The organism is Flavobacterium frigidum (assembly GCF_048286795.2).
The window spans coordinates 1-26,518 of the sequence record NZ_JBLVPT020000022.1; the positions used below are offsets into that span (position 1 = coordinate 1).

Annotated in this window: 27 protein-coding genes and 2 pseudogenes; 13 read left to right on the top strand and 16 right to left on the bottom strand. The window is 32.5% G+C overall.

What is annotated here, in order from left to right; translation table 11 throughout:
* Window positions 1-301: 301 nt before the first annotated feature.
* Both ACNQGB_RS15090 and ACNQGB_RS15095 read left to right on the top strand, forming a co-directional pair.
* Entirely contained in the window at window positions 302-832 is a 531-nt protein-coding gene (locus ACNQGB_RS15090; protein WP_417945843.1) for a hypothetical protein, read from the top strand.
* Between the two features lies 1 nt (window position 833).
* On the top strand, window positions 834-980 hold the full coding sequence (locus tag ACNQGB_RS15095; RefSeq protein ID WP_417945841.1) for a hypothetical protein: 147 nt from the start codon (window positions 834-836) through the stop codon (window positions 978-980).
* Window positions 981-1,218: 238 nt separating this feature from the next.
* Here ACNQGB_RS15095 and ACNQGB_RS15100 read toward each other — a convergent pair.
* A pseudogene (locus ACNQGB_RS15100) lies at window positions 1,219-1,993 on the bottom strand (IS91 family transposase); the annotation flags it as partial.
* A gap of 212 nt (window positions 1,994-2,205) precedes the next feature.
* Between ACNQGB_RS15100 and ACNQGB_RS15105 the strand changes: the two are divergent.
* The 5 genes from ACNQGB_RS15105 (at window position 2,206) to ACNQGB_RS15125 (ending at window position 6,210) form a co-directional block, all read left to right on the top strand.
* Window positions 2,206-2,493, top strand: coding sequence for a type II toxin-antitoxin system ParD family antitoxin (locus ACNQGB_RS15105; RefSeq protein ID WP_417945840.1), 288 nt, complete (start codon window positions 2,206-2,208; stop codon window positions 2,491-2,493).
* On the top strand, window positions 2,493-2,792 hold the full coding sequence (locus tag ACNQGB_RS15110) for a type II toxin-antitoxin system RelE/ParE family toxin (protein ID WP_417945838.1): 300 nt from the start codon (window positions 2,493-2,495) through the stop codon (window positions 2,790-2,792). Before ACNQGB_RS15105 ends, ACNQGB_RS15110 begins: the two co-directional genes overlap by 1 nt.
* Window positions 2,793-3,239: 447 nt before the next feature.
* On the top strand, window positions 3,240-4,361 hold the full coding sequence (locus tag ACNQGB_RS15115; RefSeq protein ID WP_417945836.1) for a serine hydrolase domain-containing protein: 1,122 nt from the start codon (window positions 3,240-3,242) through the stop codon (window positions 4,359-4,361).
* Between the two features lie 424 nt (window positions 4,362-4,785).
* A complete protein-coding gene (locus ACNQGB_RS15120) occupies window positions 4,786-5,454 on the top strand; it encodes a hypothetical protein (protein WP_417945835.1) in 669 nt (222 codons plus the stop codon).
* Window positions 5,455-5,670: 216 nt separating this feature from the next.
* A complete protein-coding gene (locus ACNQGB_RS15125; protein WP_417945833.1) occupies window positions 5,671-6,210 on the top strand; it encodes a DUF3575 domain-containing protein in 540 nt (179 codons plus the stop codon).
* Window positions 6,211-6,426: 216 nt separating this feature from the next.
* Here the strand turns inward: ACNQGB_RS15125 and ACNQGB_RS15130 are convergent.
* Window positions 6,427-6,579, bottom strand: a pseudogene (locus ACNQGB_RS15130) (transposase); the annotation flags it as partial.
* 455 nt (window positions 6,580-7,034) lie between these two features.
* On the opposite strand from ACNQGB_RS15130, the gene ACNQGB_RS15135 reads away from it, so the two are divergent.
* Both ACNQGB_RS15135 and ACNQGB_RS15140 read left to right on the top strand, forming a co-directional pair.
* Window positions 7,035-7,616 (top strand): LOG family protein, encoded by a 582-nt coding sequence (locus ACNQGB_RS15135; RefSeq protein ID WP_417945832.1) that lies wholly within the window; start codon window positions 7,035-7,037, stop codon window positions 7,614-7,616.
* Window positions 7,617-7,791: 175 nt separating this feature from the next.
* Entirely contained in the window at window positions 7,792-9,072 is a 1,281-nt protein-coding gene (locus ACNQGB_RS15140) for an NAD(P)/FAD-dependent oxidoreductase (RefSeq protein ID WP_417945830.1), read from the top strand.
* 39 nt (window positions 9,073-9,111) lie between these two features.
* On the opposite strand, the gene ACNQGB_RS15145 is transcribed toward ACNQGB_RS15140, so the two are convergent.
* Together ACNQGB_RS15145 and ACNQGB_RS15150 are read right to left on the bottom strand one after the other, a co-directional pair.
* On the bottom strand, window positions 9,112-10,314 hold the full coding sequence (locus ACNQGB_RS15145) for a multidrug effflux MFS transporter (RefSeq protein WP_417945846.1): 1,203 nt from the start codon (window positions 10,312-10,314) through the stop codon (window positions 9,112-9,114).
* A 114-nt stretch (window positions 10,315-10,428) separates the two neighbouring features.
* Window positions 10,429-11,148: a sulfite exporter TauE/SafE family protein gene (locus ACNQGB_RS15150; RefSeq protein ID WP_417945829.1), complete on the bottom strand. Its 720-nt coding sequence runs from the start codon at window positions 11,146-11,148 to the stop codon at window positions 10,429-10,431.
* A 106-nt stretch (window positions 11,149-11,254) separates the two neighbouring features.
* Between ACNQGB_RS15150 and ACNQGB_RS15155 the strand changes: the two genes are divergently transcribed.
* Window positions 11,255-11,674, top strand: coding sequence for an Lrp/AsnC family transcriptional regulator (locus ACNQGB_RS15155; protein ID WP_417945828.1), 420 nt, complete (start codon window positions 11,255-11,257; stop codon window positions 11,672-11,674).
* Window positions 11,675-11,851: 177 nt separating this feature from the next.
* Here ACNQGB_RS15155 and ACNQGB_RS15160 read toward each other — a convergent pair whose 3' ends face one another.
* Complete coding sequence (locus ACNQGB_RS15160) at window positions 11,852-12,358, bottom strand: DUF2911 domain-containing protein (RefSeq protein WP_417945826.1); 507 nt, start codon at window positions 12,356-12,358, stop codon at window positions 11,852-11,854.
* Between the two features lie 179 nt (window positions 12,359-12,537).
* Here ACNQGB_RS15160 and ACNQGB_RS15165 point away from each other — a divergent pair, with 179 nt between their 5' ends.
* Window positions 12,538-14,454 (top strand): DUF294 nucleotidyltransferase-like domain-containing protein, encoded by a 1,917-nt coding sequence (locus ACNQGB_RS15165; RefSeq protein ID WP_417945825.1) that lies wholly within the window; start codon window positions 12,538-12,540, stop codon window positions 14,452-14,454.
* A gap of 2 nt (window positions 14,455-14,456) precedes the next feature.
* Window positions 14,457-15,053: a 3'-5' exonuclease gene (locus ACNQGB_RS15170; protein ID WP_417945824.1), complete on the top strand. Its 597-nt coding sequence runs from the start codon at window positions 14,457-14,459 to the stop codon at window positions 15,051-15,053.
* Between the two features lie 8 nt (window positions 15,054-15,061).
* Here the strand turns inward: ACNQGB_RS15170 and ACNQGB_RS15175 are convergent, their stop codons facing one another.
* Genes ACNQGB_RS15175 through ACNQGB_RS15210 form a run of 8 tightly spaced genes read right to left on the bottom strand, consistent with a single transcriptional unit; the run spans window position 15,062 to window position 21,107 of the window.
* Window positions 15,062-15,553 carry a 4'-phosphopantetheinyl transferase family protein gene (locus ACNQGB_RS15175; RefSeq protein ID WP_417945822.1) on the bottom strand — a complete coding sequence of 164 codons (492 nt, stop codon included), beginning with the start codon at window positions 15,551-15,553 and terminating at the stop codon, window positions 15,062-15,064.
* 26 nt (window positions 15,554-15,579) lie between these two features.
* A complete protein-coding gene (locus tag ACNQGB_RS15180) occupies window positions 15,580-15,837 on the bottom strand; it encodes an acyl carrier protein (protein ID WP_417945821.1) in 258 nt (85 codons plus the stop codon).
* A 23-nt stretch (window positions 15,838-15,860) separates the two neighbouring features.
* Complete coding sequence (locus tag ACNQGB_RS15185; RefSeq protein WP_417945819.1) at window positions 15,861-17,147, bottom strand: beta-ketoacyl-[acyl-carrier-protein] synthase family protein; 1,287 nt, start codon at window positions 17,145-17,147, stop codon at window positions 15,861-15,863.
* Window positions 17,147-17,581, bottom strand: a complete 435-nt coding sequence (locus ACNQGB_RS15190) for a 3-hydroxyacyl-ACP dehydratase FabZ family protein (RefSeq protein WP_417945817.1) — start codon at window positions 17,579-17,581, stop codon at window positions 17,147-17,149. The genes ACNQGB_RS15185 and ACNQGB_RS15190 overlap by 1 nt, the downstream gene beginning before the upstream one ends.
* A 3-nt stretch (window positions 17,582-17,584) precedes the next feature.
* Window positions 17,585-18,223 carry a CatB-related O-acetyltransferase gene (locus ACNQGB_RS15195; protein ID WP_417945815.1) on the bottom strand — a complete coding sequence of 213 codons (639 nt, stop codon included), beginning with the start codon at window positions 18,221-18,223 and terminating at the stop codon, window positions 17,585-17,587.
* An 11-nt stretch (window positions 18,224-18,234) separates the two neighbouring features.
* Entirely contained in the window at window positions 18,235-19,287 is a 1,053-nt protein-coding gene (locus ACNQGB_RS15200) for a type III polyketide synthase (RefSeq protein WP_417945813.1), read from the bottom strand.
* Window positions 19,284-19,994 carry a methyltransferase domain-containing protein gene (locus tag ACNQGB_RS15205; RefSeq protein ID WP_417945811.1) on the bottom strand — a complete coding sequence of 237 codons (711 nt, stop codon included), beginning with the start codon at window positions 19,992-19,994 and terminating at the stop codon, window positions 19,284-19,286. The genes ACNQGB_RS15200 and ACNQGB_RS15205 overlap by 4 nt, the downstream gene beginning before the upstream one ends.
* Entirely contained in the window at window positions 19,995-21,107 is a 1,113-nt protein-coding gene (locus tag ACNQGB_RS15210; RefSeq protein ID WP_417945809.1) for an NAD(P)/FAD-dependent oxidoreductase, read from the bottom strand.
* Between the two features lie 100 nt (window positions 21,108-21,207).
* Here ACNQGB_RS15210 and ACNQGB_RS15215 point away from each other — a divergent pair, with 100 nt between their 5' ends.
* A complete protein-coding gene (locus ACNQGB_RS15215; RefSeq protein WP_417945808.1) occupies window positions 21,208-21,924 on the top strand; it encodes a hypothetical protein in 717 nt (238 codons plus the stop codon).
* 6 nt (window positions 21,925-21,930) lie between these two features.
* Here ACNQGB_RS15215 and acs read toward each other — a convergent pair whose 3' ends face one another.
* The 3 genes from acs to ilvN form a co-directional block, all read right to left on the bottom strand.
* Window positions 21,931-23,838: an acetate--CoA ligase gene (acs, locus tag ACNQGB_RS15220; RefSeq protein WP_417945806.1), complete on the bottom strand. Its 1,908-nt coding sequence runs from the start codon at window positions 23,836-23,838 to the stop codon at window positions 21,931-21,933.
* Between the two features lie 500 nt (window positions 23,839-24,338).
* Entirely contained in the window at window positions 24,339-25,811 is a 1,473-nt protein-coding gene (gene ilvC / locus ACNQGB_RS15225; RefSeq protein ID WP_417945804.1) for a ketol-acid reductoisomerase, read from the bottom strand.
* Between the two features lie 121 nt (window positions 25,812-25,932).
* Window positions 25,933-26,454, bottom strand: a complete 522-nt coding sequence (gene ilvN / locus ACNQGB_RS15230) for an acetolactate synthase small subunit (protein ID WP_417945802.1) — start codon at window positions 26,452-26,454, stop codon at window positions 25,933-25,935.
* Window positions 26,455-26,518: the final 64 nt, after the last annotated feature.

Genomic DNA, 26,518 nt, shown 5'->3' on the forward strand with positions numbered 1-26,518 from the left:
GAAATACCTATGATGTGTTGCATGCTTAAAAATACGAAAAATCTTCTTTTAATACAAGTTTTTTACTATATTTGAGCATAATAAAACTGAAGTTTTTTCACAGACTGACGTCAGGCTGCGAAAAAACTTCTTCAAATTCAGAAAGTATTTGGAGGGCTACCAAAGAAAAATCTCAAATATGAGATTCTCAGGCGACTGATTTTAGTTTTTTCACAGACTGACGTTGTAGGATATACGTCCAAAAAACCGCAAAAACCATCGAATTTTTTTAGAATTAGATTATATTGATTAAATTAGCTGAATGGATAAAAATGCAGAAATAGGTTTAGATTTTATAATTGATAAACTAACAAACTCAATTGAAAACGTGATTACTGGAGACAGTTTTCAGACTGAAATTTCTATTCTTCAAAACTCTGATTTAAAATCTGTAACAAAGAAAAATGGTTGGCTTTTTAACTGGAGTGAAGAATTTAAAAATCCAGTTAGAGATATTTATAAACTTACAATTGCTGGAAATTCTAAAATTATTCAAGGACTTGTTAGCTTAGAAGTCAAATCTGACCACGTTTATATGCATCTTGTAGAAAATGCTCCATTTAACAAAGGTCAAACTAAAGTTTATGCTAGTGTTGCTGGTAATTTAGTTGCATATGCTTGTAAATTATCTTTTCAACGTGGACACGATGGAAATGTTTCTTTTCTTTCGAAATCACAATTAGTTGAGCATTATGAAAAAACATTAGGAGCATTTCATTTTGGTGGTAGAATTATGATAATTGAAACAAAATCAGCACTGAAATTAATCAATAAATATTTTCAAAATAAGTAATATGAAAACTAAAAAATTAGATTTAGAAATTGATACTATTGGAGGATTAAGTTCTTTAACATTGTCCGAAGAAAAAGCTTTGAGTGACTTCTTTAAAAAGAAAAAATCAACAAAAAAGACAACGGATAAAAAGAAACTTAATACCTAACAAAGTACATCCTACAACAGATAAGGTTTCGTTGCGGCTGCAAGTCGAACAATGAAACCTGTTTTGAACGGAACCGATTACATGCCGTCAACACTTATGGAGTTGTCGTAAAGTTTAGAGAGAGAATATCAAGAGGATTTAGTGTCCTCTTTTTTTGTGCGGTAAAATCAAGATGGTTTTTACGTGTTTTCCTTTCCCGAAGTTTCGGGATTAGGCACACGTGCCCTTACCCACAAAATTAGCTTTTACAGGGAAAGGAGTTCTGGCCACCGCCAAGATACCATCCCGACGCTTCGGGAGGCGGACCACGCTGGTCAAAAACCGCTATCCGATGTAAATTGCCCACCTGTCCGCCGCGTCAGATACAACACGGACATTTAGGTAAAAAAAGCTTCTTTTCTACTTTTTCTAGCACTTTTACTTGAGTTTCTCTTGTAAAAGCTTCAGTTTTTGCCGTTTCCATAGCCTGTCCCGTTTTTACGGGATGCTGCTCAAAAAACCGTAATGCCATATTTTCGCACCCGAGCCCATAGGGCGAACTGACGAAGTAAAACGTTTAGGCAAAATATGCAACGCAAAACGCCGAATAAATTCCTGATACGTCAGTGTCATCTTCTTTTTTGCACTTGTCATTCGGTAATCCTTGTAATCAAAAGTCACATTTTGCCCGTCAATACTTTTAATTCTCTGGTTGCTAATGGCTATTTTGCGGGTGTATCTGCCTAAATATTCCACCACCGACATTGTATTTCCAAAAGGTTTCTTAGCAAAAACAACCCATGGTTTTTTCCATAAATCCTGCCTGATTTGTTCGTATTGGATAGGTGATTTTGCCTTGAGTTTGGCGCAATATTTAGCCGTAAAAAGTATCGACAAAGCCTTGACTGCAAACAAGAATTTTCCATCGGCTCTGCTATTTTGCCATTGTCCGTTTTGTCCGTGGCTTATCGGCAGGCAGGCACACAACCGCCCAGAACAATTCAATGAAGGTGAGGGTGTAAGCTTAACCTTTTATGATTCTGACAGCTTTTTTCAACTCGCTTTACACCTTGTTTTCTTTTAGGGATCAAAAAGTGACTTTTTGAAAAAAGAATTTAAATTGAAGTTCTAATTATATGCATATTTACTAACCGATTAACTAAATTGAGTTCGTTTGAAGGCTTTTATCCTGAACCTTCAGGAGAACTATCGTTGGCAGTAACTTTTGGACAGAAAACTAAAAAATTTGAATTTAATACCAATTATTGGTATCTTTGGTAAAAAAATTATGGGACGAAATACATCAATACTATTAGGAGAATATTTTGAAAATTTTATTGATGAACAAATTTCCACAGGAAAATATAGTTCAGTAAGTGAAGTTATTAGAACTGCTTTAAGGATTTTTGAGCAAGAAGAAACAAAAAAAAAATCGTTAATCAATGAAATAAAAATTGGTGAAAAGAGTAGCAAAATCATAAATTTTGACCGAAATAAAAATCTTGAAATGCTAAAAGCTAATTTTCAAAAATAATGTCAGAGTATATAATTAGTGAAAAGGCATTAGAAGATATTAGTAACATTTGGTTTTATACAGCAGAAAATTGGTCTGTTGAACAAGCAGATCGATATTATAACTTAATCATTGACGAAATTGAATATATCGTAGAAAATTTTGATATGGCTCTTGACTTTGGAAAAATTAGAAAATCATATAAATATTCAAAAGTAAAATCTCATTCAATTTTCTTTAAAAAAGACAAAACTAATGAAATTGAAGTCGTAAGAGTTCTTCACGAAAGAATGGATATTGAAAACCAATTAGCTGAATAAATAAAACGCTACAGCTAACACCTAGAGATTCGTTGAGTTCACAGCACTAACAATGAATAACCTGTTGAACAGCCTGTCCCGTTTTTACGGGAGAACCGGTCTCTGGCATAAACTATGTACTTATCTTAAAGTTTTGAGAGAGAATGACAAGAGGGGTTTTAGACTTGAGCGTTTTTACTGCAAAATTCAATTTAGAGCGATCAACATACTTAACAAAGGAATCTATAAATCGCTACTTATTATTAGGACTTATGGTATCTCCTAAACTTGAAAAACGCAGTTGTTGACGAGAATTACCTATGATGTGTTTCATACTTAAAAATACGAAAAATCTTCTTTTAATACCAGTTTTTTGCTATATTTGAACATAATAAAACGGAAGTTTTTTCACAGACTGACATTAGTGGTAAGTTTCCAAAACCCACTAAATTTTTAAACAATAATAATATGACAAAATTTTCATTTCTCTCTTTTGTATTTCTTTTTATTTATTCTTTTGGGCAACAAAAATCAAATTCAAACAAAAATAATTTTGATAAATCTGTATACGATTCAATGGATACAGTTGCAGACTCTTTTCTGAAAAAATCAGGAGCTAATTCTGTTTCTATAGCAATTGTTAAAAATAAAAAAACTTATATAAAACACTATGGAGAGTTGGATAAAGGGAAGCGCAATAAAGCAACTAATCAAACACTTTTTGAAATAGGCTCTACAACTAAAGTATTTACAGGAACACTAATGGCTAATGCTGTATTAAAAAATAAAATTGGATTAAATGACGATATTAGAAAATATTTGAATGATGATTTTTCTAATTTAGAGTTTCAAGGCAAGCCAATAAAAATAAAGGATTTACTTGTCCATAGAAGTGGAATACAAACACCTTTTCCTATTACTCAACAAATAAGAGATAAATACCCAGCTGAAAGTTTCCTTTATTATAAAAATAGACTTGATAAAGCGTATACTAAAGAACTTTTCTTAGCTGATTTACGAAAAGTAAAAGTAGATTCACTTCCAGGAACTGGCTATAAGTACGGTGCTTTAGCACCCGAATTGTGTGCTTATATTTTAGAAAATGTATATAAAAAAAGTTACGATGACCTATTAGATGACGAGATTTTTAAAAAAGAAGGAATGAAATCTACAAAACTTAATTTAGGAAATAACGAGATTCTTGCAAATGGCTATAATTCAAAAGGCGATATTATGGAACCTTTAACAATTAGTATTTGGGGAGCATCCAAATTTCTAAAATCAACAATGGATGATTTAAGCAAATATATCAAGTTTGAATTAAATCCAAATAATAAGGTTGTTATTGAATCTCATAGAAAAGTTTATCCAAACATAGATATGGGATATTTCTGGGACACTGTATCAGAAGAAAATGGAAATACAAACTATATAAAAGACGGTGGTTCAAATGGAACTTCGAACATAATAAAAATTTTACCGAAATACAATCTAGGAATATTAATTATTGCAAATCAAAATGATAGAAATACAGGCGCAATCATTGAAGATGCTTTAAATAAATTAGAAATGACTTTAAAAGAGAATTAAAAAAACCTAACTTAACGCTAGAGATTTGTTGCGTGCGCAGCACGAACAATGAAACCCGTGTTGAACGGCTTGTACCGTTTTTACGGGAGAACGGTTTCTGGCATGAACTATGTACTTATCTTAAAGTTTTGAGAGAGAATGACAAGAGGGGTTTTAGTCTTGAGCGTTTTTACTGCAAAATTCAATTTAGAGCGATCAACATGACAAAGGCATCTATAAATCGCACCTGATTATCGGGACTGATTGTATCTTCTAAACTTGAAAAACACAGTTGTTGACGAGAAATACCTATGGTGTGTTGCATGCTTAAAAATACGAAAAATCTTCTTTTAATACAAGTTTTTAGTATATTTGAGCATAATAAAACGGAGGTTTTTTCACAGACTGACGTTGTGAGCAATTTAACTCACGTACACAAGAACAAATGGAGACACAACTAAATTTCGGAAAATTAGACCCTGAAAAAGTCGAGTTTTTAAAAGCTGGTGTAAAGAGGAACTCTTGTAAAACATGCAATAAAAAGGCAGATTTTAAAATTATTGATGGAATTGTAACAGTCGAAAATGTTTGCTGTGGATCATACGCTAAAATAATTGGCGGTGCTTTAACTACGAGAAATATAAATAAATATGCAATAGAATTCAGAGGCAAATTTCTTAATACATTTTGTTTATTAGAAAGTTTTATTGATGATATAATAGATATTCATTGTTTGCATTTTAATGTAGATATTGAAGAAAAGGTTGGAAGAAAAAAATCTGAAATTGGTATTAGAGAAAAAAAGCAACTTTTTAAAATTTGTCTAGATAATTATCAAACTTCAAAGAATATCAGTATTGAAAAAATTTGGGGAAATCTTAACAACATTATAGAAACTCGAAACCACTTGGCTCATTGGATGGTCGACACAAGTGAGGAAAGCATAAATTTAATTGCAAATCATAAAATTAGATTTGTCGACCGAAAGGAAAGACAAGTAATAGCAGAAGATATTTTCGATGCAAAGAAAGTAGCGAAATATGTAATGAAAATTGAAAGCTTGACAACAGAAATGATAGAAATATATAAATTTTATACAGATTATCAAAAATAAACTGCTCACAACAGATAAGGTTTCGTTGCGGCTGCAAGCCGAACAATGAAACCTGTGTTGAACAGCGGTCAGCAGTATTAAAACGCACAAAAGACAATCATTAAAATATGTTTTTAGTCAGTAAAGTTGTATTAAATTTAACTTCAGTAATAGGTTTAATTAACATTTTTTAAAACAAATTAATATATGTTTGCCCTAAACAATAAAACTTATATTATGAAAAAAAAGTACTTAATTATTGCAATGTTATTTTCGTTTTTTGCTGTTAATGCGCAAAATGGCAACTCTCAAAATTATAAAAAAAATGAAGTTCAATTTAATGTATTATTGCCTTTAGCAGGAACGTTTGAAGCTACTTATGAAAGAAACTTAAACAATAAGTCATCAATAGGCGTTACTGGTTTGTATGTGTTTAATAATAAAAATTCAAATGAAGACACAAATTATATGATTACACAATATTACAGAAGATACTTTGGTAAAAAGTACGCTTCAGGTTTTTTTGCAGAAGGATTTGGTATGTTAAGTTCAATAGATGGAAAAAAAATATATGATACAAACGATAATTTGACATTTACTAAAGGTGCTGATGTAATTGATTATTCAATTGGTGTAGGTTTAGGTAGTAAATGGGTTACAAGAGGTGGTCTTATTTTTGAAATTAATGCTGGTTACGGAAAACTTTTATTTAATGCTGATAAAACTGACCATACCATAGTTGCAAGATTTGGTCTTCAATTAGGGTATAGGTTTTAAATACAACTAAATTTGGAATAGACAATTGAAATATATTGGAATGTACATACGGAATAAATAAACTGCCTAAACTCTAACAGCAGAGTTTTCGTTGCGTGCGCATTACCAACAATGAAACCTGCTTTGAACAGCTTGTTCCGTTTATTTCGGGAGAACCGATTACACTCCGTAAATAATTTTGGAGTTATCGAAAAGCTTTTTAAAAGAAAAACAAGAGCCCGCTACTCGGTAATCTTTGTAATCAAAAGTCACATTTTGTCCGTCAATGCTTTTGTTTCTATGGTTACAAATACCGATTTTATGGGTATATCTTCCCAAATATTCCACCACCGATTTGGGACTTCCAAAAGGTTTCTTAGCAAATACGACCTTTCATAATTTTTTAAAATGCGAAAAATCTTCTTTTTACTCTCGTATTTTGTTATATTTGGTATATGTGCAACCGAGGTTTTTGACAGACAGACTTTGGCGATAAGCAGAAAAACTGATTGATAAAATCATCAAAGAACAATAAATGGATATTTTACAAATTTTAGTTGGTCGCTATTTATTATAGCTTATTGGCGCATGTATTAGATACATGTATCTGAACACATGTTGATTAATAGAATTTAACTAATACACAACATTCAGAAAAATTTGGAGTCCAAACAAAAAAGAATATGAAAATAATACGACCAACCACGGAGTTGGAGTGATTGTATTTGGTATAATTATAATCTTGTTAATAATTTTTACTATCTAAATCGTAATAATTTTAGAGTAATGCTGGCTTGCTTAATCAAGAAAAAAAGACCAGCAGAAGTATAAAAATAACAATCACAATGAAAAGAATAACAGTTTTTTGCGGTTCAAGTTCAGGCACCGATGCTATTTTCCTCACACAAGCTATTGTATTAGGGCAAACATTAGCTAAAAAAAATATCGAGTTAGTATATGGTGGTGCCAATGTTGGACTAATGGGAGCTGTAGCTGACGGCGCTCTAAAGCATGGCGGAAAAGTAATTGGTGTCCTTCCTGTTTTTTTGCAATCCAAAGAATTGGCACATAATAACTTAACAGAGCTCATTTTAGTGGACACCATGCACGAAAGAAAAACAAAAATGAACGACTTGTGCGATGGAGTAATTGCTTTGCCTGGCGGCTTTGGTACTTTGGAGGAATTGTTTGAAATGTTGACTTGGGCACAACTTGGACTTCATAAAAAGCCAATAGGGATTTTAAACACAAACGGGTTCTACGATGCATTACTGGTTTTAATTCAGACTATGGTGGACAAAGGATTTTTGAAACCAAGCAACCAAGAGATGCTTTTGATAAGTGATACTATCGATGAATTACTCGATAAAATGGAAAAGTATCAAGCGCCAATAGTTACAAAGTGGATTAACAAAGAAACTCTTTAGTTTGTAAAAAATAGTAAATCTAATAATGCAGGAAACTTAATAATTCTACTGTCTGTTCGAGCACAATCTAAAACCTTTATGAATTTGAATTTAAGTCTACTCTTTGGTTTTTAAATTGTACAAATTGTTATTTAAATTTGTACTTTTAGAATGATTATTTTATAAATATAAAAATATGGAAATTGTTATCATAGGAGGGGGATTCGCAGGATTAAACCTTGCAAAAGAGTTGCTAAATGAAAAAGGAATAACGGTAACGCTAGTTGACAAAAACAACTATAATTTCTTTGCGCCGCTAATTTATCAAGTGGGTACGGCATTTTTGGAACCGTCCAGCATTAGTTATCCTTTTCGAAAATTCTTTTCGGGTAAAAAAAATCTAAAATTCCGACTTGGTAATTTATTAAAAGTAAATCCTTTAGAAAACACCATAATCCTTCATAATGGTGAATTGAAATACGATCATTTGGTTTTTGCTACGGGTGCCGAAACGAGTTATTTTGGAATGGAAAACGTAAAGAAAAATGCTATTCCAATGAAAACGCTCAATGATGCAATTGTGATGCGCAATACTTTATTGAAAAATTTAGAAAAAGCGGCCATTTGCAAAGACATGCGGGAACGCAGAAAACACTTAACTATTGTTGTTGCCGGAGGTGGCCCAACTGGCGTTGAAGTTTCGGGAATGTTTGCTGAGATGCGTAAAAATATTCTTTTGAAAGAATATCCGGAATTAAGTACCACCGCAAGCAATATTTATCTGGTTGATGGTGCCAATGCCGTTTTATCAACAATGAGCAAAGCTTCACAAGAGAATACACTGGAAGCACTAACAAAATTAGGGGTTGTTGTGAAATTAAACACGACCGTTGTCGATTATAAGGATGACATTGTGTATTTTGGTAATGGAGAAACCATTCAAACTAAAAATTTAATTTGGGCGGCTGGAGTTTCCGCCAAAGTTTTCGAAGGAATTCCTTTAGAAAGTTACGGACGTGGAAAAAGGATGGCCACAAACGCTTTTAATAAAGTAATACATACCGAAAATATTTTTGCAATAGGCGATACTTGTATTCAACAAACGGATATGGAGTTTCCTAACGGTCATCCGCAAGTGGCCCAAGTTGCAATTCAGCAAGGAATTAATTTAGCTGAAAATTTTAAGCGAATGAGTGCTAACAAATCATTAAAACCTTTTAAGTATAATGATAAAGGATCGATGGCTATTATTGGAAAAAATAAGGCTGTGGTTGATTTACCAAAACCAAAAATGCATTTCAAAGGATTTTTTGCGTGGATAATATGGTTGTTTATTCACCTGATTTCCTTGATAACATATCGCAACAGAGTCAAAACCTTTTTCAATTGGATGATAGCTTACTTTGCACAAGATCAATCGTTGCGTATGATTATCAGACCTGATAAAAAAGTAAAAACAGAACCTAAACAAGCGTAAACTAAAGCTATATTTAATGAACTGTCACCATTTCTTGATTTAGAGAAGTTGTGATGGTTTTTTTATGTTTCGTTTTCCAAGAATCAAAATAATAAGTGCTAATACGGTTGAAACAGTCATAATTAAAACCATAGGCAACATCGAATTTTTAACAAAAACACCTACTGCAAAAGAAGCCAAAGCACCTAATCCCAATTGAATAGCACCCATTAATGCCGATGCACTTCCTGCATTTTTTGAAAATGGCGCTAGTGTGAGTCCAGCGGTATTGGGATTTGATATTCCTAAACAAGCTAGAAATAAAAATAATAGGGTAATGGTTTCATACAAACCTAAAAGTGAATTCATTGCCAAAGCAAGAAATAAAATGCTGACACAAGTTTGAACAATTAATGACCCAAAAATCATTTGTTCACTGCTGTACTTTTTCAACAAAAAAGAATTTAATTGACTCGCACCAATAAAACTTAATGACATAAAAGCAAATATCCAACCGTAGGTTTTGGCATCAACTTTAAAAATATCCATAAATAAAATAGGGGAGGCCGCCACATAGGTAAACAATCCAGAGAACGCAATTGAACCGGCAAAAGCATACGTATAAAATTGTGGTTCTTTGAGGATGGTAAGGAAGTTTGTAATAATAGGTTTAGGTTTTAATGAAATAGAAGTATCCGGCTTGAAAGTAGTAGGTAAACCAATTTCAGCTGCCAAAAGAATTAAAATTCCCATGCACATCAGTATAAAAAAGACCACGTGCCAACCGTAATATTCGGTAACATAACCTCCAACAGTTGGCGCTAACATTGGCGAAAGCCCTACAACCAACATCAATAATGAAAACACTTTTGGAATATCTTTGACAGGAAATAAGTCTCGAACCATAGATACCGATGCAACGGTCGCTGCACAGCTGCCAATAGCTTGAACAAAACGTAATCCTATGAATGTATCGATATCGGTTACGAAAACACAACCTAATGAAGCTAGTATGTAAACTAATAATCCAATAAATAAGGGTTTCTTTCGTCCGAAACGGTCTAGTAAAGGTCCATAGAGTAATTGTCCTGCTGAAATTCCAATAAAATAACTCGACAATGTCATAGAAACATTTGCAACACTTGTATTCAAATCGTTGGCAATTCCTGCAAATCCTGGCAAATACATATCAATAGAGAAAGGACCGAGCGCAGTAAGTGAACCTAAAATTAGAATTAATTTAAAATATTTTGCTTTTGGCATTTCTGCAACTGTCATAAATTTTTTTTTAATTGATGCAAAGGTAAAATTAAAAATACAAATCAGTTGTAGACTATATCAAATTAAAAAACTCAAAAAATGGAACGGTTAAATTCATTAATTTTTAAAAACCAATACCATACCAGAGAGAAATAAAAGCCCTAACATTATTCGCTTTAATATCATTTCATTTAATTTTAAATAGACTTTTTTGCCTAAAACCAAAGCCAATATAAAAAAAGGCAACACATAAAGTGAATTATACAATTGATCAACCGTTAAAATTCCTTCAAAAGCAAGGACTGGAATGCGCATAACTGTTATCAATCCCAATACGCCAAACATGGTGGCGCGCATGATCTTTACATCTGATGTTTCATTTTTTACAATTACCAAATATAATGGGCCACCAGTAGAAAATACACCAGAGAAAAAACCACCTAGGAATCCAAAAAAGAACTTCATTTTAGATACAATTTGTATTTCTTTATTGGACAATATATTATGTAAAACAAAAAGTAAAATAAAGATTCCAAGACCTTTTTTTAATATAGTGGGTTGGCCATACGATAAAACAATAATGCCAATTAAAAGACCAAAAAAAGAGGATAAAGCTAATTTTTTAATGAGTAATTTATCAATATATTTCCATTCTTTATAGACGTGGAAAGGAGTTGATATCATATAAAAAATGGATAAATACCCAATTGCATCGGGCAGTGGCATTACAAACAGTAAAAAAGGTAAAGCGATTAAAGCTCCCGCAAAACCCGTTATTGTTTGAACGAAAAAACCAGTAAAAATTCCAATTGTAAGCAACACTATCATTGTATTCATTTTGCAAAATTAAAATAACATCCAATTATATTAAAACGTATTCAACGGATTTAATGTAGATATTCCATTATATAAATGTAATTTAGCCGTATTTAAAATTTTATTTATGGTAGATATACTAGATTCGAAAATAATTGAAAATCTAAAAATCAATTCAAGAACTTCCTTTGTAGAAATAGGCAAGCAAATTGGTCTGTCGCCATCATCGGTGCGAGAACGCGTCCAAAAACTAGAAGATACTGAAGTTATAAAAGGATATACAGTTCAACTCAATACCAAAAAATTAGGTTTTGGACTTGAAGTATTTATTATGTTCAAATTATTCAGCGGCAAGCTTAAATTTTTTTATGATGATTTAGATCAGTTTCCAGAAATTAATGAAGTTTATAGAATTACAGGAACACATAATATTTTTATGAAAGTAGTTTTAATTGATCAATTGCATCTGCAACAATTCATCGATAGACTTTTGGTGTATGGAGAACCAACAACACATTTAATATTATCTAATTTAAAAGAATTGTAGTCAACCGTGATTATATGATATAATATTCGAATTGGCCTTCTTTTATGTACTAACCAAATGAACTATAATTTATATTATGTAAAATAGAATTTATTGAAATTAGGATGGGTCATTAATTACATGTAATAAAAAAAGCATTACCTCTCAGTAATGCTTCATAACATAAAAAAAAAATATCTATTTAATTGAAATTGGAATATTCCATTTTTCCCAACTTAGAACAACATTTTTCTTATTGATTGTATACACCAATTTCTCCACTACGACTTTAGCAACTTGTGGCCTAACCGTAACGCGCAATTGATCTTCTTTATCTTTATACTTGTAAGCGCCCCATTGTTTGGCTTCTTTATTAAAAATAATAATACATTCTTTTTCATTTGGAATCACAAAAAAAGAATATTTACCTGCTGGTAATTTAGCACCTTCAATAGTTAGGTCTTTATCTGTTTCAAATGTTGTTGCATCATTTGCTCCTGCGCGCCATACTTGATTAAATGGTACTAATGCTCCCCAAATTGGTCTATTATTTACAGAAGGACTCCCATAATTAATGGTAATTGTAGCTTCATTAATTTTTCCCGTAGCAACTTCTTTACTACTGGTTGGTTTTCCTTGAGCAGCAATTAAATTCACAAGGAATAAAGCTATGAACGAAAAATGTACTTTTCTAATCGATTTCATAATGGATGATTTTAAATTCATTTATAAAAGTAAAACAAGAAGTAATTATTTCACTATTAACCGATCTATTTTATGAAAAAATTAAGTTTTGTATAATTTAATTATTTTACAAGAGTATTGCCAACAAAAGTATTTTTAAAATTGTTATTTTTACCAACGATACATATCTATCTAAAATTATGAACACAATTGCGGAACATATTGCTGATTTCTTAAAAGGATATCCACCATTTAATCACTTAACATTTGGAGAATTATCTCAAATAGCTACTAATATTCGGGTCGTGAATTTAGAGAAAAATAAGACTTTATTCCAAATAAATGATATTTTGCACGATAGCTTTTATGTGGTTGCATCTGGTGTAATTAACTTAGCCGTTATATCTGATGCCGAGGAAACTTTATTGAACAAATGTACCGAAGGTGATATATTTGGATTACGCCCTTTTTTTGCTAAGAACAATTACATGATGACGGCTAAAGCACGAGAAGAAAGTGTCGTTTATGCCATTCCAATTGACACGTTCCGACCCTTTGTTGTTAATAATTCAGATGTTTTAAACTTTTTATTGGAGAGTTTTGCTGTAAATACCAGAAATCCTAAGGATAAAGAAAATTTAGTTGGCAAATTAATTTCTGATAATGTTTTTTATTCAGACCAACAGTCTGAGATGCAATATTTTCAGTCATTAGCGTATAATCATTCTCCACTTACAGCGACAAGTACAGCAATAGTAAAAGAAGTTGCTCAATTAATGACTGAAACCTTAAAAAATAATGTTGTCATTTGCGAAGCTAATTTTCCTATTGGAATAATTACAGATAGTGATATGCGTTCAAAAATTGCAACTGGACGATTTCCACTAACTGCCTCAATAGATCAAATAATGTCTTCGCCCGTAATTACAGTTGTAGAGAATGTATCTTTGGCCGAAGCCCAATTGTTGATGTTAAAGCACAATGTCACTCATTTATGTGTCACACAGGACGGTACTGATAAATCGGATTTAAAAGGTGTAATTTCAGAGCATGATTTAATTGCTGCACAAGCAAATAATCCTGGTGTATTGATCAAAGAAATCAAACGATCTCAAAATCCAAAGGAACTAAAACAAATACGCGAACGTTTAACAGATTTGATCCAGACCTCAATTTCCAAAAACATACCGCTGTCACATGTATTCAATATTGCTAGTGAAATTAATTTAGCAATAATTAAACGCGCTGTAGAATTGTCTATATTAGATTTGGGCTCACCTCCTGCTCGTTTTGCTTGGTTAAGTATTGGTAGTCAAGGTCGAAAAGAACAATTGCTTTTAACGGATCAAGATAGTATCTTAATTTTTGAAGATGTTGCCCCAGATAAATATAGAGAGGTAAAAGATTACTTTATAAAACTAGGGAAAAAGACAACAGCTGCGCTTGAAAAAATTGGTTTTGAATTTTGTCCAAACGGACATATGGGAAGCAATATGCTTTGGTGTAAATCACTGACTGACTGGACTAAGCAATACGACAGTTGGATGAATACTCCAGGAGAAAATAGTACTGATTTGAGTAGTATTTTCTTTGATTACGAAATCACTTTTGGTGAGCAACGAATAGAAGATGCCATTGGAAACGTTGTTTTTAAAAATGCAAAAAACAACACGCTATTCTTTGACTTTTTGGGCAATGATGCTTTGAGAAAAAATTCACCGCTAACTTTTTTCAAAAATTTCAATGTGGAAGAAGAAGGACCCGAAAAAGATAAATTTGATATAAAAACGCGCGGTTTAATGCCATTAATTGACGGAGCCCGATTGTTTACCTTAAGTTTTGATATTCGTGGCATAAATAATACATTCCAAAGATTCAAACAACTTGCCATTACCGATGCTAAGCATGCTGAAGTATATCTCAATTGTGCAGAAGCCTTTTTAATTTTATCAAAATTCAGAACTTTAGAAGGTTTAAAAAACGATAATTCAGGACAATTCATCAATTTAAATGAACTATCTAAAATTGATAAAGAAAAATTAAAAAATGCTTTGACACCCATGAAAGAGTTAGAAGAATTAATAAAAAATAAATTTCAACTTACGCAATTTTCATAATTATGTTAGACTGGTTAAAGAATATTAATAAAGAACATCCTGAATTTTGGAAAAATTATGTCTCTAAATTTGATAAAAAATCAACACGTTTTGTGGTTTTATCAACAGAAACTTCTGGAATGAATGTAGAAAAAGACGTGATTTTATCTATTGGTTCTTTTGCAGTAATCGATAACAGTATTGTCATTGGTGATAGTTTCGAAGCTGTTCTGTTGCAATACAAATTCCTCCATGACAATGGACTTTCCAATGATTTTTTGGTAGAAAGTAAAATGAAAAAATTAGGCGAAACCGAGGCCATAACTTCTTTAATTGAATTTATAGGAAATTCAGTTTTAGTAGGACATCATATTGACTTTGATGTGGATATGATTAATGCTGCATTAGAAAGATTATCGTGCGGAAGATTGAAAAACGAGGCTTTAGATGTTGATATTATGCACCGCAAATTACATGACACCAATGATAAACAATTTTCACTAGACCAACTTTTTACAGCTTACAATATACCATTAAGTGAACGAAATTCTGCTGCCGAAGATGCATATAAAACTGCGTTATTATTTTTAAAATTAAAATCAAGATTGGGGATTAAATAATTTTCAAGTCAATCCATTAATGTAATTGCTTCCCAAAATGCTCCGTGATGACTTATGGATACTGGTTTTACTACAGTTGAGTTCTTACAAACCACAAAAGGTATTCCGTTCGTTTTTACAATAGCATCAGTACTATTTAGCTTCTCAATCCTCGAAAAGTCGTCTTTATTTGTTAAGGCAATAGTGTGTATACAAGCCGAAGAAATACTGGTTTTTGTAAAATAAAGCCTGCCTTTTATTGCAACTGAACCCGAATTTTCATCATCATAGTTGCATGCTATTTGTAAAGGAAAATACCCTCTAATACCTGTTTCTCTGTTGTAAATTTTATATGCAGCCTCCTTTCGCGACCATAAATTCCAAACCATTATTTCTGGACTTATGGCAGAAGTAATAAGTAATTGTTCTTTTTGGGTAAAAATTTTATTTAAAAACCCTTTTCGTTGCCAATTGCTTTCTTTTTTTGCTGCAGCTAAATCTACTACGTCATTTCCAATCATTTTTCATTGGTTTTTTCTGTAAATACTTAACTTTTACTTGCTAGCTTAGTTTCGATAATTTCCAAAGCAGCCTTGACATTGACCATGCGCTCCATTGAATCATTGTCTATGACTATGTTATATTTTTCTTCAATATCCAAAATAACATCAACTAGATTAGCCGAATTAATTTTGAGGTCATTTATAAAATCGGTATCTTCTGTAAGTACTTCAAATGCTTCTTGATTTTGAACGTAAGGCTTGATAATACTAGTTAGTTCTTGAAGGGTTTGTTCTTTGTTCATTTTATTAATATTTGTGAATTTAATTATCGTATAGCTGATGGAGAATATTTCTTAAAAATAACGCAGCCATTTACATCTCCAAAACCAAAACTGGCTTTGGCTGCGATTTTAATTTCTTTTTCTAATACTTGTTGTGGTATTTGTGATGCATCAATTAGTCTTAAAATTTCAGGATTTAAATCATTACAATTAGTATTCGGAAAAATAAATCCGTGATGCAATTGCAATACTGTGGCAACGCTTTCAATAGACCCAGCACCTGATAAACAATGGCCTATCATTGATTTTAGCGAGTTTATATAGGGGAACTCTTTACCTTTTCGGCCCAAGGCTTCACACCAATTCTGAATTTCTAAACTATCTTTTGTTGTGGCGGTCAAATGCCCGTTGATTGTGTCAATTTCAGTAGCGTCAACTCCTGCATTTTTCAAAGCATTTTGTATGCACTTTTGTACTGCAACCGGATTTGGGGCTGTCATTGTTCCTAAACCACGTTGTCCGCCCGAATTTACATTTCCACCTAAAACTTCGGCATAAATGGTTGCTCCACGGGCCAAAGCCGTTTCATAATCTTCTAAAACCATTGCACCTGCTCCACTGCCTGGTACGAAACCGGAAGCGCTTGCTGACATTGGTCTCGATCCTTGTTCTGGTGATTCATTATGTTTAAAAGTACATACTTTCATAGCATCAAAGCCACCCCAAATATAGGGTCCTGAATCACTTGTACTTCCTGCTAAAATACGTTTGGCCTGACCTGATTTGATGCGTTCATATGCCATTAAAATACTTTCGGTTCCCGTTGTACAAGCTGACGAATTTGTGGTGACTTGATTTCCTAAACCTAATTTACCGCCCAAATAGGCACTTACACCACTATTCATGGTTTGTGCTACTGCAGTACTACCCAATCGTCTGGTTTGAAAATCATCAATTTTATAAATGCTTTCGCGAAATTTATCGATTCCAGAAGTACCAGTACCAAAAATAGTTCCGCTATCCCAATCGGGTTCTTCATTTATCTCTAAAGATAATCCAGCATTTTTCCAAGCATCAATCCCAGCTATTACACCATACAAAATCCCAGTAGAATTGAAATTACGCAACTCTAATTCAGAGAAATAGCGCAACGCAAATTCAGTAGAAATCTCAGGTTTTCCTGCAATTTGACATGAAAATTGTAGTCGTTCTAATTCTGGGTCGTGCTTGATTCCCGAAATTCCATTTTTGATAGCATGCGTAAAATCATCAAGTCCTACTCCATTTGGGGCAACAACTCCTAGACCTGTAATAACAACTCTTTTTTTCATTATTTAGAAAGTATCATTCCTGCAATTATTCCTGTACAAACCTCTATTCCTTGTTCATTTTTCATGTTGACTTTACATTTTAATTTTCCGAATCTAAAGTATATTTTTTTTGAAATCACATTCACTTTTTCATTAGGAAAAACAGATTTTAAAAATTCAATATCTGTTGATGTTAAGGCAATTGATGTATTTTTATTCAAGTCATCATTTAATAAAAATATACCTAAACAAACCAACCCAATTTGTGCCATAACCTCTGTGAGGATTACTCCTGGCGTTATTGGATTGTCTTTAAAATGTCCCTTATAAAAGTCTAAATTTGGATCAAAAGTATAGGTTCCTTCTACTCCATTTTCATCAATTGCAATTATTTCGTCTACAAATAAAAACGGTTTAGAATACGGTAATTTTAAAATAATTTGCTCTTTGTTCATATCCTATTTCTTATTTGCAAATTTTTTCAAATCTTCAACAGTAGTACTAGTTAATAACTGAACATTTTCAGTGATTTTTTCTATGCTCCAATTCCACCATTGAATTTCTAATAATAACTTTATATGTGTTTCTGAAAATCGTTTTCTAATGATTTTCGCTGGATTTCCACCTACAATTGTATAAGGCTCTACATTTTTTACGACTGTGGCATTCGCAGCAATTATTGCACCATCACCAATTGTTACGCCGGCCATAATTGTGGCATTATATCCAATCCAAACATCATTACCAACGACAATATTCCCTTTATTTGGATATTCTTTGCCCTTCATAGCTTCTTGCCAGCCATTTCCAAATATAGAAAATGGATAACTTGAAATTGTATCTGTCAAGTGATTGGCCCCATTCATAATGAATTTTACATCGGAGGCAATCATGCAAAAATTTCCAATGATTAATTGATCATTATTAAAGTCAAATAGGTACTTTACATTTTTCTCAAAATTTGCAGTATCTTCAAAATCATCGTAATACGTGTAGTCACCTACAACTATATTTGGATTTTTTATGATATTCTTTAAAAAACAAAGCCGTTCATAGTTTTTTAAAGGATAAATATCTTCTTTATTTGGTCCTGTCATAAAAATATATTTTAAAACTGTAATAAAACTCTTTGCGCTGAAAAACCTGGACCAAAACTCAACATTAACCCTTTCTCCCCTTTCGTAGGCTGATTGTCCATTATTCGTTCTAAAACATATAACACTGTTGCACTGGACATATTGCCATACAATCGTAAAACCTCTTTTGTATCGTCTATATTTTTACCCAAACTCGAAAATAAACTTTCAACCGTTTGTACAATTTTTTTTCCACCCGGATGAAATATTAAGTGATCAATGTCTTCCATTTTTAAATTATTTTTTTCTAAAAATGGATGAATAATATCCGGAAAGTGAGACGCTATAGTTTCTGGAACTTCAATGTCCAGCACCATTTGCAAGCCCGAGTTGGTCAGTTTAAAACCCATCATGTGAATATTGTCATAAAAATGATACATTTCCTCGGCAAGTATTTCTGGCCCTTCATCGTCTTCATGTGAAGATAATAAAACACAAGCAGCTCCGTCACCAAAAATGGCGGCGCTCACAATATTGGCCATAGAAAAGTCATCCAATTGAAAAGTTGCAGTTGGACTTTCAACAGCAATCACAGCTGCACGTTTTCCGGGATTGGCTTGCAAGAAATTTTTAGCGTAAATAATACCTGAAATTCCTGCAGCACAACCCATTTCAGTAACAGGAAGCCGCACTATATCCTGACGTAGTTGTAATGAATTAATCAAATAGGCATCTAGTGACGGAATCATAATTCCGGTGCAACTTACCGTGATGATGTAATCTAAATCTCTAGGGTTCCATTTGGCTTTTTGCAAGGCTTTTTCCAATACTTTTTCTCCTAAATCAATCACTTCACGAACATAAATATCGTTTCGTTCCTCAAATGAAGTTTTGGTAAACACTTCAATTGGATCCATAATAGAATACCGTTTATCAACTGCTGCACCTTCAAAAATTTTCTTTACTTTCCTGATAAATCGTTCGTCTTGTCCTATCAACCAAGTGTCTAAAAAAGGAAGAATTTCTTCGGTTGTTCTAGAATATTTTGGTAATTGTTTTGCTACGGTTTTGATTTTTACACTCATATTTTTGAAATTATCCATTGGTAGCGAAAAGCCCATTTCCAATGAATTTTATAGTTTTTATAATTTAATTTTTTTGAAAATTGTAGCAGTTCTTCTTTTTTAAAACCTCTTAAAATCGAGGTTAATCCATCTTCACGTGACATAGTATTCAATCGAAAAACAAAACATAATGCTTGAAACAATCGATAAGCAATTAGATTTCGATGCAAATCATTGATAACAATACCAGTAGCTGCATTGGTATAAAATACATCTAGCAAATACATAATTTCATCATCGTTAAAGTGATGTAAGGTCAATGTACATAATAAGATATCATATTTTAATACCTTGAATTCTTTATCAAAAATATCTTCGCAGCGATACTTAATATTAGAATAATTTTCAGATAATTTTTGCGCATGCTTGACTGTAAAGTTATTAGCATCTATACCTATTAATTGAAATTTCAAATTGTTTTTTTTTCCAAAATCAGCTAGAGTTCGCAACATATCACCATTGCCACAACCTACGTCTACAATAACAATTTCTACTTTTTTAGATTGTTTAAGAAGTTCTTGTACTCCTTTTAAAGTTAACCGATTGCCACCTAGAAGCTGATTAATTTTGGCTATTTTATCTAAGGCATCTTTTAGTTCTTCTCCTTCGAGCTCAAAGTCATCCATAATTTCAGATGCGCTAGTTCTATGGGTTGTATTTATAGCCATTTATATAGGTTTACCATGTGTTTTTTTTATAATTATGGGCAATAGAGCCGGAAATAAAATTAAAATTTTTAATACCGCTTGTGCTGTTTTTTCGTACTGCAATAGTTGTCCTAAAATACGTCCCATTTGCAATCTTTTTTTAAAATTTTTGTTCCAATCTTTTGAATATTTACTTTCTAAAGTATCTCGATCAATACTTTTTTCTAGAAAAAGTATTATATTTTCAGCTGCTAGTTTTGCACTGTGAATCGCCATTGCCATTCCGTTGCCGCACAAAGGATGAATCAATCCTGCGGTATCACCGATCATTAGAATATGATTTTCTACACATTTTTTTTTTTCGAATGAAACTTGACTAATAGTTAAGGGTTTTTCAAACTGTATGACGGCTTTTTTAAAAATATCTTTTAAATTCGGATTTTTACAAACTACATTTTCTTGATACTCTTCAATAGTTTTATGCAATTTAAAGGTTTCATAATTAGCTAGATAACAAATGTTCACTAGATTGCCTTCAACTTTAGAAACGCCACAATACCCACCTGCAAAATGATGCAAGCCAACAAGATCATCAGGAAAATCTACCCTGTAATGCGCTTTAACACCTAGCCAATGTGATTTTTTTTGAATAAAAGGCCGTTTAAACTTGATATCAAGATTGGATCTTTTCCCAAAGGCACCTACTACAATTGGAGCAGTATACGTGTTTAAATTTGTGGTTATTTTAAATTTGCTATCCAAAAATTCGATATCAGAAACCGTTTCTTTTACAATTTGGCAACCACGACTAAGCGCTTCTTTATATAAATACTGATCTAACTGATACCTACTAATCCCAAATCCGCCTAAAGGCAATGTGCTATTTAATGATTTTCCAGAAACAACTGAAAAGAATAGTTTATCAATATGTTTAGGACCCAACGACGAAATGTCGAGTCCCAATGATTTTAAATAAGGTAAAACTTCGTTGGAAATATATTCACCACAAACTTTGTGCTTTGGGAATTCATTTTTTTCTATCACAATAACATCATAATTATTGTTTTTGAGATGAATGGCCGCAATAAGTCCGGCTAAACCACCACCAACAATAACTATAGAATCTTGTTTCATATTTTGTAAATTTAATAATTTACAATAACAAATTCTTTCTAAATTCTATAAAAAATTTACATATTTTTTGTAAAGAAAAATTAAAATGCTATGTTTGTTTATGAATGTAATCAAAACCAAGAGGCTGTTATTATTAATCCCAATTGCATTACTAGCAATTTACTTTTGTGCAGGGATTTTTTTTGATCAAGCTCTAGTTATTTACATTAAGCCATTAATTATTCCAACCTTTATCCTGTATGCAGCAGCAAATAGTTTTAAGAAGCTTAATTTAATCTATATTTTATTTGTTCTTTTTTTTTATGCAAATGAAGTATTGCTATTATTCTATGAAAACTCTATACAATTGTTTAGAACTGCTATGGTAGCCTCATTTTTTTGCTATTCTGCGTTGCTTATTTTAGGACACAACTCACTTAAAGAGAAAAAACTGTATACCTTTCCTAAAGGATTTTCACTTATCATTTTTGGAATAAATTGTATTTTTTTATTGGTTGTCTTATACCTTCTAACATCAGCAGTTGGAGATATTTACCTCGAAATTATTATAGTTTTTAATGCTATAATAACCGTTTTTCTGGGCGCCACTGCGGTTATGTATTTAGCCAAATATGGAGATAAAAGGGCTTATTATTATTTTTTTGGCACTTTCGCCTTAATTTTTAACGATGTATTTGCTGCGATTGGAACGTATTTTATTGACCACATCGTTTTGAATACAATGGACAGAGTATTGCATTTTACATCTTTTTATTTAATCTATTTATTTTTAAATAAAAATAAGGTTGAAAATCTTTCAGCAGATCTTCAACCTTAAATTACTCTAAACCTTATTATTTTTTATTTCCTCAACAATTTCTGGATTTAAAAGGGTTGATATATCTCCAAAATTTGAATCATCTCCTTCGGCAATTTTTCTAAGAATACGCCTCATAATTTTTCCAGAACGTGTTTTTGGCAAACCACTAACAAACTGAATTTTATCTAACTTGGCAATTGGTCCAATGTGATCTGAAATATGTTGATTAATTTCTTTATAAAGATTTTCTTTATTTCTAGTTTCTCCAGTTTCTTTTAGAATAACAAAGCCATACAAAGCATTTCCTTTAATGTCATGCGGAAAACCTACAATAGCAGACTCGGCAACAGCTGGATGTTCATTAATAGCATCTTCAATTGGTGCTGTACCTAGATTATGTCCCGATACAATTACAACATCATCTACACGACCTGTAATCCTGTAATATCCTACTTCATCTCGCAAGGCTCCATCACCAGTAAAATATTTACCTGGAAAAGCAGAGAAATACGTGTCTTTATACCGCTTGTGATCGCCCCAAATAGTTCTGGCAATTCCCGGCCAAGGAAATTTAATACACAAACTTCCAGTGACTTGATTGCCTTCAATTTCGTTGCGCTTTTCGTCCATCAAAACGGGTTGGATTCCCGGTAACGGTAACGAAGCGTATGTTGGTTTTGTTGGGGTTACAAAAGCAATTGGCGAAATCATAATTCCTCCCGTTTCTGTTTGCCACCACGTATCTACTACAGGACATCTTTTATCGCCCACGTGATCATTATACCAGTGCCAAGCTTCTTCATTGATTGGTTCACCTACTGATCCAATTACTTTAAGCGACTTCAATGGATATTTTTGTACAAATTTTATATTTTCTTTTGCCAAAGCACGAATAGCGGTTGGAGCAGTATAAAACTGTGTAACTTTATGCTTTTCGATTACTTCCCAAAAACGACTATAATCAGGATACGAAGGGACACCTTCAAAAATAACTGTGGTAGCACCGTTCAATAAAGGTCCATAAAGAATATACGAATGTCCAGTAATCCAACCAATATCAGCGGTACACCAAAAAACATCATTTTCTTCATAATTAAATACATTCTTAAACGTATAAGCAGTGTACACCATATATCCTGCCGTAGTATGAACCATACCTTTTGGTTTTCCTGTAGAGCCAGAAGTATACAATATAAATAATGGATCTTCGGCATCCATGATTTCGGCTACATTATTATCCGATGCTTGATCTAATAGCGGTTGTAACCATTGATCGCGACCTTCTAGCATCATGATATTAGAGTGAATTCTTTTGGCTACTAAAACTTTCTCAACGCAAGGACATTTTTCTAGTGCTTCATCTACGATTTCTTTTAGATCAATGGTTTTATTGCCGCGAAAGCCACCATCAGAAGTGATAACCATTTTGCACGAACTGTCATTAATTCTACTCGCAATTGCCGAGGCTGAAAATCCTGCAAAAACAACTGAATGTATGGCTCCAATTCTTGCACAAGCAAGTATAGAAACCGCTAGCTCAGGAATCATCGGTAAATAAATACACACTCGATCTCCTTTTTTTATACCTTGTTCACGCAATACGTTTGCCATTTTACAAACGCGTTGGTGCAATTCATTATAAGTTATATGTAATGCTGCTTCCGAAGGGTCATTTGGTTCAAAAACAATTGCAGTTTTTTCACCGCGTTTTGCAAGATGTCTATCAATACAATTTTTTGCAATATTTACTTTGGCTTCGGTAAACCATTTAATTTCGGCCTCAGCCATATTAAACTCTACCACTTTATCCCATTGCTGGTACCAAGTAAAGTTTTCTTCTGCTATCTTACCCCAAAATTTTCTAGGTTCACGAACTGATTTATTATAATGTTTAAAGTATTGTTCTAGATTATCAATTTTGTAATAGCTCATGTTATAATTTTTTATAAAAGTATTAAATCTCTAGTGATTCTTAAAATTATTTAAATCATAAATACCACTAAAATGAAATTGATTTGTAAATAAAAAAGAATTTTAATACTAATTTATCTAATTTTTGTAGTTTCAGACTAATAGAAAAACACAAAAGGACGAGAGTGCCAAAAAACTTTAGCTCCTAACGTAACTACAAAATTAATAACGATGATTTTTTGAATTGAAATTTACCAAAACTATTTCGTTCCAAAAAATAATACTAGTTCGACTTGCTAAAGTATAGTTTATAAAAATTGAATGTCGATTTTTTTACTGGTTTCCAAAATGTTAAATAGGGATTACTTCACTTAATTTTTAACGGATTAAAAATTAAGTGAATGTAAAAGCATCCATACTCATTATGCATTAATAATACGTTTCTAACTAATTCGAAATATTATGAAATCTAATGCTATAGTGCTAATGACAACACACTCCCTCGTGTGGTAATTCCTATTTTATAATCCTATTTTTTTCATTGCGGTCATAGAAGCTCTCAACCGCTCTCCTACTTGTTCAATAGGGTGTTGACGAATGGTTTTATTTACTGCAATTAGCACCTCATTATCTACTCCATTTAAAGTAGAAAAGGGTTTGCCAATTACATTTGTATCGACTGTTTTCATGAAATCTATTAATAAAGGTTTACATGCATGATCAAATAAATAACAGCCATATTCTGCTGTATCAGATATGATTCTATTCATTTCATATAGTTTTTTTCTAGCCACTGTATTGGCAATCAAAGGCAATTCGTGCAACGACTCATAATAGGCTGATTCCTCAATGATCCCGGTTTTAGTCATGGTTTCAAAAGCCAATTCAACCCCAGCTTTTACCAAGGCAATCATCAACACACCGTTATCAAAATACTCTTGCTCTAAAATAGGTGAAGCTGTTGGTGCTGTTTTTTCGAAGTTAGTACCAGCAGTTGCGGCTCTCCAAGTCAATAAATTAACATCATCATTAGCCCAGTCAATCATCATATTTTTTGAAAATTCACCCGAGATGATATCATCCATGTGTTTTTGAAACAACGGGTACATGATATTTTTTAATTCCTCGGCTAATCGGTTTGCTTCAATTTTTGCTGGATTTGATAAACGATCCATCATGTTTGTAATTCCGCCATGTTTCAAAGCTTCCGTAACCGTTTCCCAACCGTATTGAATTAATTTTGAGGCATAGGCAGGCTCAATGCCTTTTTCAACCATTTTATCGAAACATAAAATAGAACCTGTTTGCAATATTCCACAAAGAATAGTTTGTTCTCCCATTAAATCCGATTTTACTTCAGCTACAAAGGATGAGTTCAACACTCCTGCTTTGTGACCACCAGTGGCTACTGCATACGCTTTTGCTTGTTCAAAACCTGCGCCGTTTGGATTATTTTCTGGGTGAACTGCAATTAGCGTTGGCACACCAAAACCACGCTTGTATTCCTCACGAACTTCTGATCCAGGGCATTTTGGAGCACACATAATTACAGTAATATCTTCCCGAATTTGCATTCCTTCCTCTACTATATTAAAACCGTGAGAATATGCTAAAGTGGAACCTTTTTTCATCAATGGCATGATAGCCGTTATTACTGCAGTATGCTGTTTATCTGGCGTTAGGTTACAAACTAAGTCAGCTGTAGGAATTAAATCCTCATAGGTTCCAACGGTAAAACCATGATCGAAGGCGTTGCAAAATGAAGTTCTTTTTTCAGCAATTGCATCTGCTCGTAAGGCATAAGAAATATCCAATCCGGAATCTCTCATATTTAATCCTTGGTTTAATCCTTGTGCTCCACAACCTACAATGACTACTTTTTTTCCTTCTAGAGCTTGTATTCCATTTATAAATTCAGATTGGTCCATGAATTCGCAAACGCCTAATTGTTCTAATTGTAATCGAAGTGGTAATGAATTGAAATAATTTGCCATTTTATATTTTTTAATGATTGTAAAATTTAATAATTGTAATAGTTAATGATGATAGTGTTGAGATTCCTCCTTTGTCAAAATGACAAACAACAAAGCAACTGAACGCTGCAAACTAAATACTCTATGAAAGTTCTTCTAATAATGTTGAAATTTCCATTTTTGCTTTGGAAACAGATATTCTTCCAGAGCGTACAAATTGCATGATTCCAAAAGGTTTCAATTTTTTATAAAGCGCTTCTATTTCAATACGTTGTCCTGATTTTGAAATTACAAAAAAGTCTCTCGCAACCGTAACTATTTCGGAATGACTTTCTTTAATTATATTCTGAATTTGTTTTTCATCAAAAAGCAAGCTCGAATCAATTTTGAATAATGCATTTTCAAGAAAAATCGTTTCTTCATCAATATGGTAAAATGCTTTGATGACTTCGATCTGTTTTTCGATTTGTCCCACGATATTTTGTACCCATTTTTCTGTTGTATTAACTACAATGATGAATCTGGAAACATTTTCGATTTCAGATTCGGATACATTTAAACTCAAAATATTGATATGGCGTTTCAAGAATATACCTGATATTCTGTTTAATAAGCCAACGTTGTTTTCTGAATAAACAGAAATGGTGAATGTTTTATTTTCCATTTTTTTATGTTTAAAGTTTTTATGTTTAACATTTAAAGTTGTGCAAAATTATTTTCAGGTTTCA

Coding starts and splice junctions, on each gene's coding strand:
- ilvC (WP_417945804.1), bottom strand. CDS start 25,811: ATGGCAAATTATTTCAATTCATTACCACTTCGATTACAATTAGAACAA.
- ACNQGB_RS15205 (WP_417945811.1), bottom strand. CDS start 19,994: ATGGCTATAAATACAACCCATAGAACTAGCGCATCTGAAATTATGGAT.
- ACNQGB_RS15175 (WP_417945822.1), bottom strand. CDS start 15,553: ATGATTGGAAATGACGTAGTAGATTTAGCTGCAGCAAAAAAAGAAAGC.
- ACNQGB_RS15150 (WP_417945829.1), bottom strand. CDS start 11,148: ATGAATACAATGATAGTGTTGCTTACAATTGGAATTTTTACTGGTTTT.
- ACNQGB_RS15185 (WP_417945819.1), bottom strand. CDS start 17,147: ATGAAAAAAAGAGTTGTTATTACAGGTCTAGGAGTTGTTGCCCCAAAT.
- ACNQGB_RS15140 (WP_417945830.1), top strand. CDS start 7,792: ATGGAAATTGTTATCATAGGAGGGGGATTCGCAGGATTAAACCTTGCA.
- ACNQGB_RS15165 (WP_417945825.1), top strand. CDS start 12,538: ATGAACACAATTGCGGAACATATTGCTGATTTCTTAAAAGGATATCCA.
- ACNQGB_RS15160 (WP_417945826.1), bottom strand. CDS start 12,358: ATGAAATCGATTAGAAAAGTACATTTTTCGTTCATAGCTTTATTCCTT.
- ilvN (WP_417945802.1), bottom strand. CDS start 26,454: ATGGAAAATAAAACATTCACCATTTCTGTTTATTCAGAAAACAACGTT.
- ACNQGB_RS15200 (WP_417945813.1), bottom strand. CDS start 19,287: ATGAGTGTAAAAATCAAAACCGTAGCAAAACAATTACCAAAATATTCT.
- ACNQGB_RS15190 (WP_417945817.1), bottom strand. CDS start 17,581: ATGAACAAAGAGCAAATTATTTTAAAATTACCGTATTCTAAACCGTTT.
- ACNQGB_RS15170 (WP_417945824.1), top strand. CDS start 14,457: ATGTTAGACTGGTTAAAGAATATTAATAAAGAACATCCTGAATTTTGG.
- ACNQGB_RS15215 (WP_417945808.1), top strand. CDS start 21,208: ATGAATGTAATCAAAACCAAGAGGCTGTTATTATTAATCCCAATTGCA.
- ACNQGB_RS15155 (WP_417945828.1), top strand. CDS start 11,255: ATGGTAGATATACTAGATTCGAAAATAATTGAAAATCTAAAAATCAAT.
- ACNQGB_RS15095 (WP_417945841.1), top strand. CDS start 834: ATGAAAACTAAAAAATTAGATTTAGAAATTGATACTATTGGAGGATTA.
- ACNQGB_RS15195 (WP_417945815.1), bottom strand. CDS start 18,223: ATGACAGGACCAAATAAAGAAGATATTTATCCTTTAAAAAACTATGAA.
- ACNQGB_RS15115 (WP_417945836.1), top strand. CDS start 3,240: ATGACAAAATTTTCATTTCTCTCTTTTGTATTTCTTTTTATTTATTCT.
- ACNQGB_RS15210 (WP_417945809.1), bottom strand. CDS start 21,107: ATGAAACAAGATTCTATAGTTATTGTTGGTGGTGGTTTAGCCGGACTT.
- acs (WP_417945806.1), bottom strand. CDS start 23,838: ATGAGCTATTACAAAATTGATAATCTAGAACAATACTTTAAACATTAT.
- ACNQGB_RS15110 (WP_417945838.1), top strand. CDS start 2,493: ATGTCAGAGTATATAATTAGTGAAAAGGCATTAGAAGATATTAGTAAC.
- ACNQGB_RS15090 (WP_417945843.1), top strand. CDS start 302: ATGGATAAAAATGCAGAAATAGGTTTAGATTTTATAATTGATAAACTA.
- ACNQGB_RS15145 (WP_417945846.1), bottom strand. CDS start 10,314: ATGCCAAAAGCAAAATATTTTAAATTAATTCTAATTTTAGGTTCACTT.
- ACNQGB_RS15180 (WP_417945821.1), bottom strand. CDS start 15,837: ATGAACAAAGAACAAACCCTTCAAGAACTAACTAGTATTATCAAGCCT.
- ACNQGB_RS15120 (WP_417945835.1), top strand. CDS start 4,786: ATGGAGACACAACTAAATTTCGGAAAATTAGACCCTGAAAAAGTCGAG.
- ACNQGB_RS15135 (WP_417945832.1), top strand. CDS start 7,035: ATGAAAAGAATAACAGTTTTTTGCGGTTCAAGTTCAGGCACCGATGCT.
- ACNQGB_RS15125 (WP_417945833.1), top strand. CDS start 5,671: ATGAAAAAAAAGTACTTAATTATTGCAATGTTATTTTCGTTTTTTGCT.